We start from the raw sequence: 16,668 nt of genomic DNA on the forward strand, positions 1-16,668 counted from the left end.
TCCTCACGGAGCCAGTCAGTTGCTGAGTCACATTCATCAGATGGTACAGCCGCTACCTACTCTGCCAGCTAGTCCCAGACCAGCTACATACAAGACTCACAGTCAGTTGCTCAAACGCCTAGCTCTGGGGGCGGCGGGCCGCCTCGCGCTCTTTCGCCAGCTGGGCCTCGGCGCGGGCCTTGGCATGCACGGCACGTTCCTCAACCAGCCACGCCGGGGGAGCCTGCAGCAGGGCTGTGATCTCCGCCGTCGTGAGGGCATCGGTGATGTTGGAACGGCTCAGGCCGCCAATGGAAATGTTCAGCTTCTGGGCCATGACGGCACGCGGGTGCGGGCCATTGCGGCGCAGCTCGGCCAGCCATTCCGGAGGATTCTCCTGCAAGATCTTGAATTCCTCCCGGCTCAGCGCGTTCTCTTGGAATTCCGCAGGGGCGGCGGGCAGGTGGATGCCCAGCTTCTTGGCCGCGGTGGCGGATTTCATGGCTTGGGGGGAAGGTTTAATGCTCATACCTCTAAGGGTACCGGTGGCCGCGGGGTGCGCTAGGGTAAACAGGTGTCTGAATCCCGCGAAATTACAGTGACCTTTGTCCCGGGTGTGACTCCTGGAAAGTGGATCCACCGCTGGCAGGAGCGCATGCCCGACGTGCCCCTGGTGGCCAAGCCCGTTTCGGAAACCCACCAGCTCGACGCCGTGCGCGCCGGCGAGGTGGACATGGCATTCGTGCGACTGCCCGTGGATAAGACGGGACTGCACGTCATTCCGCTCTACAGCGAGCTCAATGTTGTGGTGGCCCCCAAGGACCATGCCATTTCCGCGTTTGAGGAATTGGACGTTGCCGACCTGGCAGACGAGTACCTGCTCGCCGACCCGGACGATTTCCCGCAGTGGCGCGATATTTCCAGCGAAATTGCGGCTGGAACACGTAAGCCGCTGCCGCCGATGGCCTCCATTGACGAGGCGCTTGACCTGGTTGAGGCCGGGTTGGGAGTCCTGATCCTGCCGATGTCCGTGGCCCGCCACTTCAGCCGCAAAAACCTGCGCTCCAGGCTGGTCCATGGCGTTGACGAGACCAGCGTTGGGCTGGCCTGGATCGATTCGTTCTACCCGCTGCCGGAAGAAGATGAGGCAGTCATCCAGGAATTCATCGGTGTGGTGCGCGGCCGCAGCGCCAACAGCTCTCGCCAGCCTTCGGTTCAGGCAAAACAAGATGCTGCGCCCAAGAAGGGTGCCAAAACAGGCAAAACCACGGTGCGCACCAACGCCACTAAGAGCAAGTCGGCCCCCAACCTGCGCGGCGGCGGCCGCGCAGGTGGCAAGGCCCGAGCCCAAAAGCGTGGCCGGCGCTCGTAGCTCCTTAGACAACCACGCCCGCTAGGCTGCGACCTCTGCTGTCTCGTGGAGTGCGCGGATCGGCGCATTGATCACGGTGCGGCCGTAAAGGACTTTGGTGTTGTTTTCAACCACAAGTTCGTGCGCGATTTCATTGCCGGTCCGCTTGTCCCGGGTGGTTCGGAAGACCTTGTTGCGCCGATACACCTCGCCGTCGGCCTCCTCCTGGAAATTGGCGTCCTGCTCCTTGACGTGATACTTCACCGGCAGCGGCTCCGCGGCACGCAATTCACCACGGAGATGCTCCTCCGTCACTGAAATGCGCAGCTGAAAAGTGTTGTCGGTATTGTTTTTGACCCGGTAGTCCAAGTAGTTGTACACAATGGACGTTCCCGTACCAAAGGGAATCTGCCGATTAAAGTCGGGGAACAAGTCAATTTCGCCATGGTGGTGATGTTCAACAATGTCCAGGGGGCTGTGCAGCACCATCCAATGCAGCAAATTGGTGAACTGGCACAATCCACCACCAATGCCGGAGTCCGGACCGCTGTGGTTGATGGTCAGGCCAACGCGATAACCCTTTTGGCGGAGCAGCGCCCCACCAATTGCCAAAACGAGAAGGTCTCGCCCGGGCCAATCAGCACGCCATCAATATGCGGAGCCGCCAAACCAAGACTGATGGCCTTGTTTTCCTGCAATGCCACATCAACCGTGCCCAGTTTGCGGCGGATCAGCGAATTGTGTTTGTAGACGCTGACGGGCAAATCACCATAGTCCCTCGTGGTGGCGAACCTGGTCCCTGCCCGAACGTTTTGAATCTTGCGCAACAAAATCTGCCGGTTGACGGCGATTGCATACGTCAACGGTGAAATTTCCCCAAATAATTTCCGACCCACGCCGAACTGCCCCCAATAAGTGTTGTAGGCTTTCTGGTGCTCGCGGATAGCGCCACTCAATACCCCAGAAACGGTCGTGGCCCGGTGCCACGTCCATGCCCATCACCAAGAATCCTAACCTCGACGGCGGCGTCAGGCGGGAGCCACGGCCCTTGGCCTGTCACAAAGCAGATTCTAGCGTTTTTGTATCCGCTGACCACACGTGCCGGCTACAGACCCCGGCAGTTATATGGCTGGAATGCAAAAATGCCGGACCCCGCCCAAGGGCGCGGAACCAGCATTTTGGCGGGCCCAGACGGGCGGGCGCAGGAGCTACTTGGAAGCGTCGAGCTGCTGCTGCTTCTGCTTGGCAACAAGTGCTTTGACGTCGTTCAGTTCAGCAATGACCCGGGCCAGCTGCTGCTTGGAGGCGGGCCACTGGGTGCCCTTGAAACGGGTGGCGTCGGGGCCTTCCCAGCGAACCGACTGGGCCTTGCCATCCAAGGTGGTCATTGCCTGGGTGATCTGGTCAACGGCTGTAGACAGCTTGGAAACCAGTTCCGCCATGTCCTGGGGGTCATTACCAATCATTCCGGCCATGATGCACATCCTTATGTTAGAAGTTTGCGGCGGTGCCGCTGCAGTTTCACTTTTCCGGGAAGTTCCGGTTGAGCGGTTACCAAGAATCTATCCCACGGCGATCAACGGCGTCGATGGGGCGAGCTACCCATGCAGAGCTGCCCATGCGCGCCAGCCGGCCACCTGATCGGCAGCACGGTGCGGACAAGCAATCATTGACAGCCCATTGGCGCCGTGCCATATTGACGGCAGAAGCCTACGACCGGCCAAGGCCAAGGTTTGCCAGCTCAAAGGAGATCCAAGACGTGAAAGCGGCATTGTGGGAAATAGAAACCTTTGACTATCACGCGGCCGGCGAACCGTTCAGGATTGTGCCAACGTTGCCTTTCCTTATCCCGGGAACCACCGCCGCGCAACGGCGCGAAAACGCCAGGGCAGGTGATGCCAACAAGCTCCGCCAGCTTCTTGTCAACGAGCCAAGAGGGCACGCCGATATGTACGGCGGATTTGTGCTCCCGCCCAATGACCCCGGCGCCCATTTTGGCGCCTTGTTCTGGCACCGCGATGGATTTTCAACCGCCTGCGGCCATGGAACCATGGCGCTGGGCACCTGGGCCGTCCGCAGCGGTCTTGTCAGGGCCCCGGACGACGGCGAGACGGACGTTGTCATTGACGTCCCCTCGGGGCGCGTCACGGCCCGGGTGAGCATGGTTGGTGGCAAAGTGGCCCAGGTCGCCTTCCAGAATGTCCCCTCCTACGTTGTGGCCAGGGATATTGAGATCAAAACCTCTGACTTTGGGCACCTGCGTGTGGATCTCGCCTGGAGCGGTGCGCTATACGCGTCCCTGCCTGCCGCCGCGGCGGGCCTTGAGGTTGCGCCGTCGAACCTGGCCAAGGTGATTGCCGCCGGACACCAGGTGCGCGCGGGACTTGCCAACCATTCCGCAGTCATGGAGCTGGGGGATGCTCGCAGTGAAGGGGTGTTCGGCACCATTTTTCATGAGCCCATGAAGCACTCCGGCTCAGGGCTGACGCAACGCAATGTCAACGTTTTTGCCGACGGCCAGGTGGACAGGTCACCCAGCGGATCCGGCACGGCAGCCCGGGTCGCATTGCTCAGCGATGCGGGCGAACTGGCTGATGGGGAGTTGCTGGAGCACTACTCCATCATTGATTCCCGTTTTGCCGCACGCGTGGTGGACAAGGTTGCAGGGCCGGGCGGCGGCCTGGTGGTGGAGGTCAGCGGGCGGGCATTCCCCGTGGGGGAGGGCAAATTCACCCTCGACGCCGACGACGAGCTGGGGCTGGGATTCCTGCTGCGCTGATGGGAGCACCCGAGGTTGTCCAGGGTTCCTTGTCCGGTGTCAGTTGCGCCGTGTTGGGGTTCCCAGCAGATACTATGGCGACATGTACGTTGACCCCGCCCCGCAGCCGGACGCAGCAGCCGTGATGCACTCCAGATGGCAGTTCTGAGATGAGTGCCCGGCCGCGCAGGGCGTGGCAGAAGATCGATCTTGGCGGCTTGATGAAGATCGGCAGTTCACCACTGCCGATCTTGGTCGGGTTTCTCCTCGCTCTTTTTGTCACGGTGTCAGCTTTTGACGATCTTCGCCTATTTTTACTTGAGGACCATGGAGGCAATCTCCAGTGGTGGGTGCCTGCCAGCACCGTCACTTCGTGGCTTGTGTGGATGACGCTGGCGTTTCGGCCTCAACTAACCCCTTATGCTTTCGTGGCGCTGCTGGCAAGCATGTACCCGAACCCGGAACCAGGAGGGGCGCTGCTCTTGACCTTCGGGGCGATTGCAGTCTCCGCCTACCGTGTCTCAACCCGGAGCCTTGCGGTGATGGTTGGCGGCTTCCTCATGTGGCAGGTTTTGTGGGTGCTCGGTGTCTCCTCATTGCCGACGCAGGCTTTGTGGGGCTACTTCCCTGCCACGTTGCTGCTGATCGCCCCGGGGCTGGCGGTCAAATTGTTGAGAGAAAAGTCCATCCAGACAGAGCGGACACAAAAGATCGCGGAGGAAACAGCCGCAAAGGCTGCCCTGGAGCAGCGCACAGAACTGGCCAGGGAACTGCACGACGTTGTCACGCACGGTCTGACAATGATCGCTGTGCAGGCGAATCTTGGCAAAATTTCCAAGGACTCAGGGGCCCAGAACCACGCACTGTCGGAGATTGGGGTCATGGCCCGAAGCTCGCTTGATGACCTGCGCCGGCTCCTGCAAACCATGCGTGCGGACGAGGTCCCCGCGATGGCCGGGTCGGAAACCAGTGTCTCGCCCAGTTCGGCCACGATCGATCTGGCGAAGAGCGTTGCCGAATCACAAAAGCAGCTCAACAGCCTGGGCTACCCCACCCACGTCAGCACATCTGGGAACTTGGACCGAGTCCCCAACGGGTTGCGTTCCACCGTGCTGCGAATACTGCAGGAAAGCGCCACCAATGTGGTCAGGCATACAGGCGGCAGCAGCGAATGTGATATTACCGTGGACGTGCAGGATGACCACATTGAGTTGCTTGTTCGCAACCGGATGACCCCTGGCAAGCCGCGACTACCCATCTCGGGTACCGGACTCATTGGCCTGCGGGAGCGAGCATCCCGGCTCGGCGGCACCCTGGATGCGGGTCCGGTCAACGGATGGTGGAGTGTGCGCACAGTCCTGCCCATCAAGGGTCGTCAACTGCTCCACTAACAGCACTCCGCTGGAGCAGTAGGCCAAATGGCTAGTCCTTGCCAAAACAGTCGGTTTCCGCCTGTCCGTTCGGGCAGAGATGTCCTGGGGGCATTGAAAGTCAAAGTACGCCTTGCGTAGCGTCTAAAGTGTTCAGGAAATTAAGAGTTTTCCCGGGCAGCTTCGAAGGCGTTGCACACGCTTCGCCTCATTTCGTAGGAGATTGTCATGAACACATTGAACTTGCTTGGAGCAGTGGCCACGGCACAGCGCGGGCGTTCCAAGTCCGTGGGCATCTGGCCCTCCGGCTCATTCCCCTCGCTCACCCGCTGATTCTTGAGGACATCGCCCAAGGCAGCCCCCATGGCGGTCTTGCCAATCCACGAGCGCTCTGCCTGCCCTGGCGCATGAGCCAAGTTACGTAGACTGTCAGCATGAGTGTGATTGTGGAAACATCCGAGGCCATCAACGTGGTCATCGTCGATGATGAAAAATTTGTCCGGGGTGCGTTGCGAACGTACCTATCCCAGGCCCCAGATTTGGTGGTGCTGGAAGAAGGCGAGAACGGTGCTGATGCCGTCCGCTTGGCGCATGAGCTGCACCCGGACGTCATCCTCATCGATATCCAGATGCCCGTCATGGACGGCATTGCGGCGATCCGTCAAATAGTGGCGGAAATTCCCGAAATCCGGATACTGGTTGTCACCGGACATATTTCCGATGTGTACCTCAAGGCCGCCCTGATAGCTGGAGCAAGCGGCTACGTGGTCAAGGACGCCGAACCGGAACGCATTGTTGCAGCCGTCCGGGAAGTTCACGCTGGCGACTGCCCCATAGACCCCGCCGTCACGCACCTCCTAGTTGCAGATGTTCGCAAGAGCCGGCCGGCCACGCGGGCGGAGTCGCTTGTTGAGCTCTCGGACCGTGAAGAAGACGTGCTGAAGTTGCTTTGTGAAGGCCGCAGCAACAGTGAAATTGCTGCCTCGCTCTTCCTTTCTGAATCCACTGTCAAGTACCACCTGGTTCGGTTGGGCCGCAAATTTCAGGCCAGGGACCGCCTGCAACTTGTTATTACGGCGCTCCGCACCGGGGTTGTTGCGTAGGCCCGAAGCTCTAGTTCGGCGAGTTGGCGAAAAGACTGTCCAAAAGGACAGGGGCTAATTGCTGCCCCGACTGTTTCCTCACCCTTCTGGGCAATCTATGCTGGAAATCAGCCATGTCATGGTGATCCATACCATTCAGTTGAAAGGTTCTTTCATGAAATCTCCCTTTGCTTCCGTGGGTGTCGCCGCTGTGCTCGCTGCGGGCCTGGTTCTGGCTCCCGGATTGTCCCCTGCCCAGGCAGACACAACAGTTGCCAGTGATACCGCCGCCACTTCAGTGGCAGCTGGCAGCGTGGCCACAACTTACGGCATGATATTTCTGCCATGCAACCTGTTTGGCTTTCGCATCTGCTAAATGGCGTCTAGCGCCAATGCTAAAAGGTCTGCGCAGGGCAACAGAAGTTGCCCTGCGCAGAACGCTTTTAAACGCACCATCTTGAAACCGGTCTAGAAGCCTTGGGCCTTGCGGTAGCGCTGCATCTGCTGATGGCGGCGGACCAGGCTGTCGCGGCGCGGTGTCTGATCGGTGCCGGGATCCTCAGCCGTCAAGTCAATGTGGCTTTCCCCAAACTGCCACAGCAGCAGGTCATCCAGCAGCCTGTCTGGGCCGGGGGAGTACCTGTGGTCCAGGGCCTTGCGGACGTTGGAGATGATCTCCGGCTGCAGCAGTGCGGCCAGGTCCACTGTCTTGCTGAGGCCATGGGCGGCCACCAGTTCGGCGGCCCAGCCCCAATCGTCGTCGGCCTTCCTGTCAACGTGCGGCAGCAGAGTCTGCCAGACGGCCTTGATTCTGTTGGGCGTCAGTGAAACCTTTCCTTCACCGTCAACATCCCAGTAGCTCGTGACCGTTTCATACCTGTCATGGAGCTCGGAAAAGGCCGACTCAACCGTCTCCAGCATGGCGGCCGTGGCCGTGAACTGCCTGTCAAAGAAGGGGCTCCACGCGCGCGGGTCCTGGGATTTGAAGCGAATGTCATGTTCAATCTCGCTCCACGCGTGGGCGAAGATGGTGCGGATCTGGCATTCGAAGAAATAGCTGCCATTGGGCTTGTTGTCAGGATCCAGCAGTTCCTGGTAGGCCCGCACCACATCGTTTTGGATGGTGCGCAGTATCAAGTGCCGGCTGGAGTAGCCGTAGGTACCGGACTCAATGGAGCCAATGTCCTTTTCGGTGTCGCCGCGGCAGTCAAAGATGTTCCTGCGCCGTTTAATCAGGTTGGCTGCTTGGGCGTTCTCGCCGGGAAGTGTGGTGATGACACGCACACCCACCATGTCCGTGAGGTTCTTCAGCGGCTCCGGGAACAGCAGGGTCGGGGCGCTGTCAGGTTCCGGCACCATGCGGGAGGCCTTTTCGCGGAACGATTCCACTGTTTTGGTCCTACTGGTGACAAACAAGGGCTTATCTTCGGCGTCCGCGAGAACGTCGCGGACAAGCGCTTCCATCTCCGCCGTGACCTTTTCCAATGCCGGCCGCGTTCGCTCAAAGTCAGCCACCGAGGCGCTGACGGCAGGCCGCAGCGATTCATCGAGTCGATCCCAATTACTACCCATAGTGTCGAGCCTAAACGTCGCGGCGGTGACTAAGCGAGTCGCAGCACCGCAATTGAAGCAAAAAATGGATTAAGGGCAGGGGTATTCCAGTTGTGGCCAGCGGCTAGTTCGACGGCGGCGCGGCCGTGCTGCTGCGTACGATCAGTTCCGGGACCAAGGCAAAAGGTGGGAAGGGTTCCTGCGAGTTAGTCAGACGGTGCCGCAACCGCTGGACGGCCAGATGACCAATCTTCCTAAAGGGCTGCGCCACAGTGGTCAGCGACGGCGAACTGAACTCTGCCAGCGGAATATTGTCCACGCTGACAACTGATACGTCGTCGGGTACGCGCCGCCCGCTCTCGTGCAGGGCCCTGATCACGCCGAAAGCCATTTCGTCGCTCGAAACAAAAATGGCTGTCAGCCCCGGATTTTGGGCCGCAATCAGCCCATTGGCGTAGCCCGACTCCGGAGACCAGTCGCCGTGCAGCTCGGGCGGGACTTCCTTGCCTGCCCGTTCCAGCGTTGCGCGCCAGCCCGCGCTGCGGTCTATGGCCTCAATCCAGTTTTGCGGGCCGGCCAAGTGCCATACGGTCTGGTGCCCCAGGTCCAGCAAATGCTGCGTTGCCAGCTCGGCAACCAGCGCCTGGTCAATGACCAGCAACTCGCTGGATTCTGTGCGGGACCCATCCAGGGTGACGATGGGGGTGGTGTTGCCAATCTTGGACACAACAGGACTTGAATCCACCATGGGGACGGCCAGAATGATTCCGTCAGCGCCGCGGTCAACCAGGCCCTGCACGGCCGTTTCAATGGTCGCGTCGTCCATGGCGGAGATGGGGGAGGTGATCACTGAGTGGTCCAGCGCCGCAGCGGCCGACTCAATGCTGCTCACCACAATGGAGCGGGCGTAAGAGTCGGTGTTGAACATGACCAGGCCAATGATCTGGGTTCGGCCGGTAGAAAGGCTCCGTGCAGCGTAGTTGCGGTGGTAGCCGAGCTGTTCAATGGCTGCCTGGACGCGTTCCCGGGTGGCAGGCTTTACGCTGTGGTGGCTATTGAGGACCCGGGAAACCGTCTGGGGCGACACTCCGGCCGCAGTTGCCACATCGCGAATACTGTGCGGCCTTGACGCCGAAGTGCTCATGCCTGCCTGCCATCCAATGCTTGTTTATTGCACGTCAAATACCATCCCCGAGCATAGCTTGAACGGTTCACGGGCGCGCAGTTCTCGGACCGGGACGGCGGAGCCAAAATGCTGTGGCGGTCGGGAATTCATCCCAACCGCCACAACTGTTTGTTACCGGATGCGCTGGCGGGGTCGCCTAGCTTTGGTAGCGCCCACGTGATGAGCGACGGCGGAGCAGGGTCAGTGCCCCGGCCCCCATCAGGAGCATCCCGGCGAAGACAAGTGCCGTGATGCCGGTACCTGTTTGCGCAAGAACGCCATCCGATGTGGCAGGCGTTGCTGCCGGCGTGGTGGTGGGCTCAACCGTGACGGCACCCGTTGGGGCCAGCGTGGTTGCCGGTCCGGTGGTGGCAGGAGCCGTGGTGGCCGGTGTGGTGGCAGGAACCGTTGTTGCCGGCGCCGTGGTTTCCGTGGGTTCCGGGGTGGGAGACGGTGAAGCTCCCGGGGTGTCCAGGTCCAACACAACGAAGCCGGCAAAGGTTTCCGCGCCGCTGGAGGCCCGGTACTCAACAGTTGAACGCTGGTAGCCGGCCACGGCAAACGGAGCCGTGTATGAGGTCCAGGGGCCCTGGCCAATCCGGTACTCCAACGAAGCGCCCGGGGCGCCGGCGCCGGTGGCTGCCAGCGTTACTGTGGGTTCGGCGTCGAACGTCCCCTCAGCATTGGGTGTGCCAGCCAAGGAACCGGCAACACCCAAGGCGGTGACCGCCGTGTTGCGAACCTCGATCTCGTAGGCGGAGAGGTAGATGCCAAGGGTCGAGGCCTGGATCTCTACCTTGACGTGGCGGGCTGTGACTGAATCAAAAGTCACCACGTCCGTACGCTTGTTCGCAGGCATGGCCGTCTTAGTGGCGGCCACGCTCCAGCTGACCCCGTCAAGGGAGGTGGAGACGGTGTAGTCCTTCGCGGAGGCGCCTTCCCAGGCGATGGTCACCTCGTTGATGGGCTGGGCCTTGCCCAGGTCGCCGGCGATCCAGCGCACGCCGTTGTAGTTGGCTGACCAACGGGTGGCAAGGTTGCCGTCGAAGGCCTGATCCGCAGGCAGGGTGGGGGCTTCATTGCCGGATGCGGTGGCTGTGGCGCCGATGGCAACGTTGGTGATTCCCTCAACTCCCACGCTCCATGCCCCCACGGTCCCGGATGCTGCGCGGGCCGCCTTGTCACCTGCAGGCGTGAGGCCAGCCAAGCGAACAAAACGAGCCTCGGTGGTGGGGAAGAGGACACGGTCAGCGCCCGCCCCTGCCACCTCATGGGAGGTGACGCGGTCCCAGAACAAACCGTCCTTGGACGTTTCCACGGCGTAGCCGGCGGGCGCGTTGGCGGCCCATTCAGCGTTGACGCCACCAACCTTGTGCACACTGCCCAAGTCAATGGTCAGCGATGCGCTGTTGCCATCGGCAGACTCCCAGCGAGTGTTTTGCTCGCCATCAGTGGCGTTCGACGCCGGGTACCCGGCCTTGGTGGAGGAAGCCACCACGGACTTGCCGGAAGCGAGGTCACTTGCACCGGCTGCGGGGGTGGTGTCCTTGACTGTGCCAAGGGAGGGGCCCATGCCAATCTTGTCGAGGGCACTATTGAAGCTTGCGTAGGGCAGTGCGGGGGTCTTAGCCGTCCAGGTCTTCTGGGCAACAACGGGGAAGGAGCGCTCGATCAGGCCGTGAACGTCCTGCTGGCTGTAGTCCTCGCTGACAAGGTCATTCCACACCGCGAACATGGCACCCATGACCTGCTCAGGTAGCACTGTTTCGTTGCCCGCAGTGTTGGGCAGCCAATTGGTGTACAGCCACTGATTGTTCAAACCACTGCCGTGGTAGTAGTCGGCAAAGGGCACTACATACAAGGTGCCGTCATTGGTGTTGATGAACTTCATGCCATCTGCGGCAGCGGCATTCAATCCGTACCAACCGTTATTCCAGGAATTGATGATGACGTCTTTGTCGAAACCCTCCACTCCGGCGAGTCCGGTCCCCTTGCTCATTTCGGTAAAGCTGCCCCAGGCGCCCGGCTGCTTGCCCTTGGCCCGGATGTGCGCGGACATGTCGTTGTAAAACTTGCGATACTGAGTCTTGTTGCCCGGGTACTCGTCGGCACCGAAATTGACCTCTGCACCCTGGAACCAGGGCATGAACTCGTCAAAGATCCCCTTGACGGCTGCCGTGGTTTCCGGCTTGCTCAGGTCAAGGTGGTCTGACTTGCCGCTGTCCAGGCCGATGTCCGGGCGCCACTTAATAATGGCGGCCGCGTGCGCGGGAACATCGATTTCAGGGATGATCTGTACGCCACGGCTGCCTGCGGTGGCCTCGAAGCCGTCCCAGTCGGAGCGGTCATAGGAGCCGTCGGCGGAGGCCAGGCCTGCGTACACCGGGTTTTCAGACTTGAGCCGGAAGCCCTGTTGAAGGTTGCGCCAGTCCCGGTCAGGGCCGGCAAAGATCTCATTGTCGTTGAGGTGAATCTGGAAGCGGTTGAGCTTGTAGTAGCTCATCATCTTGATGTAGTCATTGATAAAATCCGCTGTGAAGAAGCGGCGACCTACATCCAGGATGAACCCCCGGGCCTCATAATCGGGCCAGTCAACCGAGGAACCCACAGGTAGTTTGTTGCGACCATCGGACTGGGTCAGGATCTGCAAAATGCTGCGTGTCCCGTAGTACGCGCCCGTCTCGGTCGGGGCCGTGACCTTCACTCCAGCTGCGGCGATGTCGAGTTTGTACCCTTCGGCGTCGTAGCGCTCGCCGCCGGCAACGTACTTATCCGTCGCATCCAAGACCAGCGAGATATCTCCGGGCTTGCTGGCTCCCGTGGCAACAGCCAGATCCAACCCCGTCAGTTCGGCCAAATCATCGGAAAACTCCTCTCCCACTTTATTCAGTGCTGCCGGGACAACAATGCGGCTGGCGGGGGAGATCTCAACCTTGCCGTTGCCGCCGGTCCATTCGTGCAAGGACGGCACCACCACCGGTGCTGGATTAATGGCCGGTTCTTCCGGGGCTGCCGCCGCCGGGGATAGTGCCGAGATGCCGGCCAGCGGCATGCCCAGGGCTGCCACCATCGCAATCGTGCGCCAAGTACTTTTCATACAGGTGTTGCCTCTCGTGTGCTTTTGCCCGAACATGACGTGCCGTGGACTTCGGCCCGGCCCAAAGCGTGGACCAGATGTGCTGGGCATTCTTGAAATTATGGATCTCATGATGGATTGATCGACATGCCGTAATGCGACGATAGGTGCTTGAACTTAGGCTTCTCATGCCATGTTCACGCATGTTATGGATCACTATTTGAAGTATAGGAGGCCCACGTCACATCTGAGCGGGGTCTTTGTGAATATGACGTGGCCAAGCGAGCGAAGGGGCGGGGCCAGGTTCACATTTCAGTGCCACCCAAGTGACGCCTAGGCTGGTGCCATGTTGACTGTTATTGGCGAGGCCCTGGTAGATGAAGTTGTGCACCCCGGCAAGGGTCCGGTGCCGCATGTGGGCGGCAGCCCCATGAACGTTGCCGTTGGCCTTGCCCGGTTGGGCCACCCGGTGCAGTTCCTTGGCCGCTATGGCCACGATGCCTATGGCGACATGGTGGCGGGCCATCTGCGGAACAACTCCGTCATGGTTCCCCTGGCGCCCGATTCGCTGCCCACCTCCGTGGCGCGGGCAGTGCTCGACGACGGCGGGGCGGCCACGTACGAGTTCGCGTTGGATTGGGTCCTGCCGGAGCTGACCACTTCGGCAGAAGCTCCGAATTTCATGCTGGGCGCCACCACCTTGCTGCATACAGGCTCCATTGCCACCATGCTGGCCCCTGGTGCCGCGCAGGTTCTCGCGGCCGTGACGGCCCTGCATCCCCTGGCCACGATTGCCTTCGACCCCAATTGCCGGCCGAGCATCATTACTGACGTTGCCTATGCCCGGGAGCAGGCCGAAAAGTTTGTCCGCCTGGCCGATGTAGTCAAAGCCTCGGATGAGGACCTGGCCTGGCTCTACCCGGGTGTTGAACCCAAGGAATCGGCCCGCAGCTGGCTTGCCCTGGGCGGCACGCAAGGCCCCGCCGTCGTCATTCTCACCCAGGGCGGGGACGGTCCCTGGGCCGTGTGCGCCGCGGGCGAGGCTGCCTGCCCCGTACCGGAGGTGGACGTCGTTGACACTGTGGGTGCCGGGGATTCATTCATGGCTGCCTTGCTGTCCACGTTGGTGGACAGGGAATTGGACGGTGCCCAACGTCGTGGCGACTTGCGCGGGATCAGCACTGCCACCCTGGCCGAGATGATTGGCTACGCTGCCCGGGCGGCCGCCATTACAGTGTCCCGCGCCGGCGCCAACCCGCCCAGCCGCCACGAATTGCAGAACTGACCCCAGCCAGAGGCGGTGGCGCCGCCCGGGCCGAAGTTGGATAGCCTTGAGTATGCGTTTAATTGCCAGCGACATTGACGGAACCATACTTGGCCACGACGGCACCATCAGCGCCCGCACGGTGGAAGCCTTCGCGGCGGCCGCCGAGGCGGGCGTTGAGATTGTTTTTGTGACGGGACGGCCGCCGCGCTGGCTGGACCCCATCCGCGAACAAATCGGCCACACGGGAACCGTCATCTGCTCCAACGGGGCTGTGACCTACCATCTAGGCACCGAGCAGGTGCTCAACTCCCATGTGATCGGCTGGGATACTGTGGCGCAGGTCAGGGACATTGTCACGGCGCTGGTACCGGAAGCACGATTCGCGCTGGAGTCACTCACCGGGCTGCACGTTGAGGACGGGTTTCTGGGCAACCGGATCCCGGCAGGCAGCCTGAACGTTGTCCCCGCCGTGCTGACCGCGGACATTGCCGAGGGTGGGATCGTGAAGATGCTGGCCGTGCTGCACACCGGCAACGCCGACGAATTCCTGGCGCTGGTTGCGCCCGGCATGGGCACCCTCATTGAGGTCACCCACTCGGCGCCCGAACTGGCGCTGCTGGAAATGGGGCCGATAGGTGTCAACAAGTCCGTGACGCTGGCCCACTACGCAGCCTCGCTGGGCATTGACGCCGCCGACGTGGTGGCGTTCGGCGACATGCCCAATGACATTGAAATGCTCGGCTGGGCAGGTGCCGGCTATGCCATGGCCAGTGGACACCCGCAAGCGCTCGCGGCCACTGCCCTCGTGGCCCCCCGCTTTGAGGACGACGGCGTTGCCCAGATCATCGAGTCCCGCCTAGCCGCCCTGCGCCTGGCCTAGGAACGCACCATGCCACGCAGCAAAGCCGAAAAGCCCTATCTGGCCTCCGCGCACCCTGTGGCCATTGCCCACAGGGGTTACTCCCGCGATGGCTTGGAAAACTCGCTCGTGGCCTTCAGGGCGGCCCTGGACCTGGGTTTCCGCTACGTGGAAACGGACATCAACACCACTGCCGACGGTGTCACGGTGGTGTTCCATGATTCCACGCTTGACCGGGTCACTGACCAGAACGGCGTGATCTCCCAGCTGCCCTATTCGGTGGTGGGCAAGGCGCGCATTGGCGGCAGGGAACCCATTGCCACCCTCTCCGAGTTTGTTGCGGCGCTGCCAACGGCCCGGTTCAATATTGACGTCAAGGACCAGGGCTCGGTGGTGCCGCTGGCTGAGCTGATCGAGGAATGGGGGCTGCACGACCGCGTGTGCGTGGCGTCTTTCTCTGGAAAGCGCCGTCGTGCCGTGGTATCCCGGCTGAGCCGCCCGGTGGCGAGTGCCCCGGGCAAATGGCACCTTGCGGCCTATTTCCTTCTTGGCCAGTGGCTGCCCGGTCCGCTGGCACGCCTGTTGATCCAAGGGGTGGATGTGCTGCAGATTCCACGCTGGCACGGGCGCCATGAGCTGGTCACGGCGGCCTCGGTGCGCCGGGCGCACAGACTGGGGCTCAAGGTGCACGTGTGGACCATTGATTCGCCCAGCGAGATGCACCAGCTTTTTGACCTCGGCGTGGACGGCATCATGACGGACCGGGCTGATTTGTTAGCCGAAGTCATGCGCCAGCGTGGTTACTGGGCGTAACTATTCTGCCTTGTCGGTGACCGGTGGCAGGATGGACACATGCGTATCCTCATTGCCCCGGACAAGTTCAAGGGGACCCTCACGGCTCCCGAAGCCGCAGCGGCCATGGCTGAAGGGGCGCTGCGTGTCTATCCCGATGCGGTGGTGACCACCCTCCCCATTGCCGACGGCGGCGAAGGTACCGTGGACGCCGCGGTGGCTGCGGGCTTTAGTGAGCGGCTGAACGCTGTGGTGGGTCCCATTTTGAAGCCTGTTGGTGCTGCGTGGGCATTCCACGAGGGCAGCAAGGTGGCTGTCATTGAAACGGCCCAGGCCAGCGGCTACCTGCTCAGTGAACCCACAGTGGAGAACTCCCTACGAGCGCATTCCTATGGCTGTGGGCAGTTGATCTCCGCCGCCCTGGAGGCTGGGGCCACCGAAATCATCATCGGCCTGGGTGGGTCCGCCATGACCGACGCCGGAACGGGCGCCTTGCGCGCGCTGGGACTGAAAATGTTTGACGCCAATGACAATTTGGTGCCCCTGGGCGGCGGCTCCCTAGGCGAGGTTGTTGCCGTGGACGCCGCGGAACTCGACCCGAGGCTGGCCACGGTGAAAATCAGGATGGCAGTGGATGTGGACAACCACTTGTACGGTCCCAACGGTGCGGCCCATGTGTTTGCGCAGCAAAAGGGCGCCGATGCGCAGGCCGTGGACCACCTCGACGCCGGGCTGCGCAATTTGGCCGCCGTGGTGCGGGAATCCACCGGGATTGACATCGACGTGCCGGGGGCAGGAGCTGCCGGCGGCTTCCCCTCCATGTTTGTTGCCTACGCCAACGCCACCATTGAGCGTGGCTTTGACCTGGTGGCTGCCATGATCAACCTTGACGAGGCCCTGGCGGGCGTCGACCTGGTCATCACGGGCGAAGGCTCACTTGATGTGCAATCTCTCTCCGGAAAGGGCCCGCTGGGAGTGGCCGACGCCGCGCACGCCCGGGGGATCCCCGTGGTTGTAGTGGCCGGACGAATCACTGTGACACCGCAGCAACTGGCCGAACACGGCGTGGTCGCAGCCGTCAGTGCCACCGATGTGGCGGGCTCCCCGGAGGCCGCCCTGGCCGACGCCGCTCTCTTCACCACGCGGGCCACCTCCGAGGCGCTCAACGGCATCTGAGCACGCTGCTCCCGCTTGACCCCCGCGCCCGCCACTGCAGTTGTGCATCTACGCACCGTTGTGGACGAATGATTCGCCACTTTCACAGCTGCGCCAGATTCGCCTCAAACGGTGCGCAGAACTAGTGGCTTCCCTCTACGTCAGGCTGGTTGTGAGTCATTCATTTCTTTTGATTGAAGGAGCCAACCATGTCATCAATTACGCAAGGTTATACAAGGGACGAGATTCGTGGGTTGGTCCAT

The 16,668-nt window shown here is 61.5% G+C and carries 16 protein-coding genes; 9 read left to right on the forward strand and 7 right to left on the reverse strand.

Annotated features, from left to right (window positions below; translation table 11 throughout):
- Positions 1-118: 118 nt before the first annotated feature.
- On the reverse strand, positions 119-481 hold the full coding sequence (locus tag ACX80Q_RS17900) for a DUF5997 family protein (RefSeq protein WP_459331906.1): 363 nt from the start codon (positions 479-481) through the stop codon (positions 119-121).
- 72 nt (positions 482-553) lie between these two features.
- On the opposite strand from ACX80Q_RS17900, the gene ACX80Q_RS17905 reads away from it, so the two are divergent.
- Complete coding sequence (locus ACX80Q_RS17905) at positions 554-1,351, forward strand: LysR family substrate-binding domain-containing protein (protein WP_459331891.1); 798 nt, start codon at positions 554-556, stop codon at positions 1,349-1,351.
- 21 nt (positions 1,352-1,372) lie between these two features.
- On the opposite strand, the gene ACX80Q_RS17910 is transcribed toward ACX80Q_RS17905, so the two are convergent.
- From ACX80Q_RS17910 to ACX80Q_RS17920, 3 genes are all read right to left on the reverse strand, one after another.
- Positions 1,373-1,942, reverse strand: a complete 570-nt coding sequence (locus tag ACX80Q_RS17910; protein WP_459331892.1) for a VanW family protein — start codon at positions 1,940-1,942, stop codon at positions 1,373-1,375.
- Positions 1,891-2,286: a hypothetical protein gene (locus ACX80Q_RS17915; RefSeq protein ID WP_459331893.1), complete on the reverse strand. Its 396-nt coding sequence runs from the start codon at positions 2,284-2,286 to the stop codon at positions 1,891-1,893. The genes ACX80Q_RS17910 and ACX80Q_RS17915 overlap by 52 nt, the downstream gene beginning before the upstream one ends.
- Before the next feature lie 252 nt (positions 2,287-2,538).
- On the reverse strand, positions 2,539-2,805 hold the full coding sequence (locus tag ACX80Q_RS17920; protein ID WP_459331894.1) for a hypothetical protein: 267 nt from the start codon (positions 2,803-2,805) through the stop codon (positions 2,539-2,541).
- A gap of 284 nt (positions 2,806-3,089) precedes the next feature.
- Here ACX80Q_RS17920 and ACX80Q_RS17925 point away from each other — a divergent pair, with 284 nt between their 5' ends.
- From ACX80Q_RS17925 to ACX80Q_RS17940, 4 genes are all read left to right on the forward strand, one after another.
- Complete coding sequence (locus ACX80Q_RS17925) at positions 3,090-4,109, forward strand: proline racemase family protein (RefSeq protein ID WP_459331895.1); 1,020 nt, start codon at positions 3,090-3,092, stop codon at positions 4,107-4,109.
- A gap of 407 nt (positions 4,110-4,516) precedes the next feature.
- A complete protein-coding gene (locus ACX80Q_RS17930) occupies positions 4,517-5,479 on the forward strand; it encodes a sensor histidine kinase (RefSeq protein ID WP_459331896.1) in 963 nt (320 codons plus the stop codon).
- A gap of 413 nt (positions 5,480-5,892) precedes the next feature.
- Positions 5,893-6,561, forward strand: coding sequence for a response regulator (locus tag ACX80Q_RS17935; protein ID WP_459331897.1), 669 nt, complete (start codon positions 5,893-5,895; stop codon positions 6,559-6,561).
- A gap of 97 nt (positions 6,562-6,658) precedes the next feature.
- Positions 6,659-6,916 (forward strand): hypothetical protein, encoded by a 258-nt coding sequence (locus ACX80Q_RS17940; RefSeq protein WP_459331898.1) that lies wholly within the window; start codon positions 6,659-6,661, stop codon positions 6,914-6,916.
- 92 nt (positions 6,917-7,008) lie between these two features.
- Here ACX80Q_RS17940 and ACX80Q_RS17945 read toward each other — a convergent pair whose 3' ends face one another.
- The 3 genes from ACX80Q_RS17945 to ACX80Q_RS17955 all read right to left on the reverse strand — a co-directional run bounded on the left by ACX80Q_RS17945 (position 7,009) and on the right by ACX80Q_RS17955 (position 12,353).
- Positions 7,009-8,112 carry a GTP pyrophosphokinase gene (locus ACX80Q_RS17945; protein WP_459331899.1) on the reverse strand — a complete coding sequence of 368 codons (1,104 nt, stop codon included), beginning with the start codon at positions 8,110-8,112 and terminating at the stop codon, positions 7,009-7,011.
- Between the two features lie 103 nt (positions 8,113-8,215).
- Positions 8,216-9,235 (reverse strand): LacI family DNA-binding transcriptional regulator, encoded by a 1,020-nt coding sequence (locus ACX80Q_RS17950; protein WP_459331900.1) that lies wholly within the window; start codon positions 9,233-9,235, stop codon positions 8,216-8,218.
- Between the two features lie 178 nt (positions 9,236-9,413).
- On the reverse strand, positions 9,414-12,353 hold the full coding sequence (locus ACX80Q_RS17955) for a discoidin domain-containing protein (RefSeq protein ID WP_459331901.1): 2,940 nt from the start codon (positions 12,351-12,353) through the stop codon (positions 9,414-9,416).
- Between the two features lie 325 nt (positions 12,354-12,678).
- Here ACX80Q_RS17955 and ACX80Q_RS17960 point away from each other — a divergent pair, with 325 nt between their 5' ends.
- From ACX80Q_RS17960 to ACX80Q_RS17975, 4 genes are read left to right on the forward strand one after another with little or no spacing between them, the layout of a single operon-like run.
- On the forward strand, positions 12,679-13,617 hold the full coding sequence (locus ACX80Q_RS17960) for a carbohydrate kinase family protein (protein WP_459331902.1): 939 nt from the start codon (positions 12,679-12,681) through the stop codon (positions 13,615-13,617).
- Between the two features lie 52 nt (positions 13,618-13,669).
- Entirely contained in the window at positions 13,670-14,479 is an 810-nt protein-coding gene (locus ACX80Q_RS17965; RefSeq protein WP_459331903.1) for an HAD family hydrolase, read from the forward strand.
- Positions 14,480-14,488: 9 nt separating this feature from the next.
- Positions 14,489-15,271, forward strand: a complete 783-nt coding sequence (locus ACX80Q_RS17970; protein WP_459331904.1) for a glycerophosphodiester phosphodiesterase — start codon at positions 14,489-14,491, stop codon at positions 15,269-15,271.
- 39 nt (positions 15,272-15,310) lie between these two features.
- On the forward strand, positions 15,311-16,426 hold the full coding sequence (locus tag ACX80Q_RS17975; RefSeq protein WP_459331905.1) for a glycerate kinase: 1,116 nt from the start codon (positions 15,311-15,313) through the stop codon (positions 16,424-16,426).
- The last annotated feature ends 242 nt before the right edge of the window (positions 16,427-16,668 follow it).

The organism is Arthrobacter sp. HLT1-20 (assembly GCF_054510895.1).

Bases quoted from the DNA above. Each gene is read 5' to 3' on its own strand.
- ACX80Q_RS17955 (WP_459331901.1), bottom strand. From the start codon at position 12,353: ATGAAAAGTACTTGGCGCACGATTGCGATGGTGGCAGCCCTGGGCATG.
- ACX80Q_RS17970 (WP_459331904.1), top strand. From the start codon at position 14,489: ATGCCACGCAGCAAAGCCGAAAAGCCCTATCTGGCCTCCGCGCACCCT.
- ACX80Q_RS17945 (WP_459331899.1), bottom strand. From the start codon at position 8,112: ATGGGTAGTAATTGGGATCGACTCGATGAATCGCTGCGGCCTGCCGTC.
- ACX80Q_RS17900 (WP_459331906.1), bottom strand. From the start codon at position 481: ATGAAATCCGCCACCGCGGCCAAGAAGCTGGGCATCCACCTGCCCGCC.
- ACX80Q_RS17975 (WP_459331905.1), top strand. From the start codon at position 15,311: ATGCGTATCCTCATTGCCCCGGACAAGTTCAAGGGGACCCTCACGGCT.
- ACX80Q_RS17965 (WP_459331903.1), top strand. From the start codon at position 13,670: ATGCGTTTAATTGCCAGCGACATTGACGGAACCATACTTGGCCACGAC.
- ACX80Q_RS17950 (WP_459331900.1), bottom strand. From the start codon at position 9,235: ATGAGCACTTCGGCGTCAAGGCCGCACAGTATTCGCGATGTGGCAACT.
- ACX80Q_RS17940 (WP_459331898.1), top strand. From the start codon at position 6,659: ATGCTGGAAATCAGCCATGTCATGGTGATCCATACCATTCAGTTGAAA.
- ACX80Q_RS17935 (WP_459331897.1), top strand. From the start codon at position 5,893: ATGAGTGTGATTGTGGAAACATCCGAGGCCATCAACGTGGTCATCGTC.
- ACX80Q_RS17920 (WP_459331894.1), bottom strand. From the start codon at position 2,805: ATGGCCGGAATGATTGGTAATGACCCCCAGGACATGGCGGAACTGGTT.
- ACX80Q_RS17960 (WP_459331902.1), top strand. From the start codon at position 12,679: ATGTTGACTGTTATTGGCGAGGCCCTGGTAGATGAAGTTGTGCACCCC.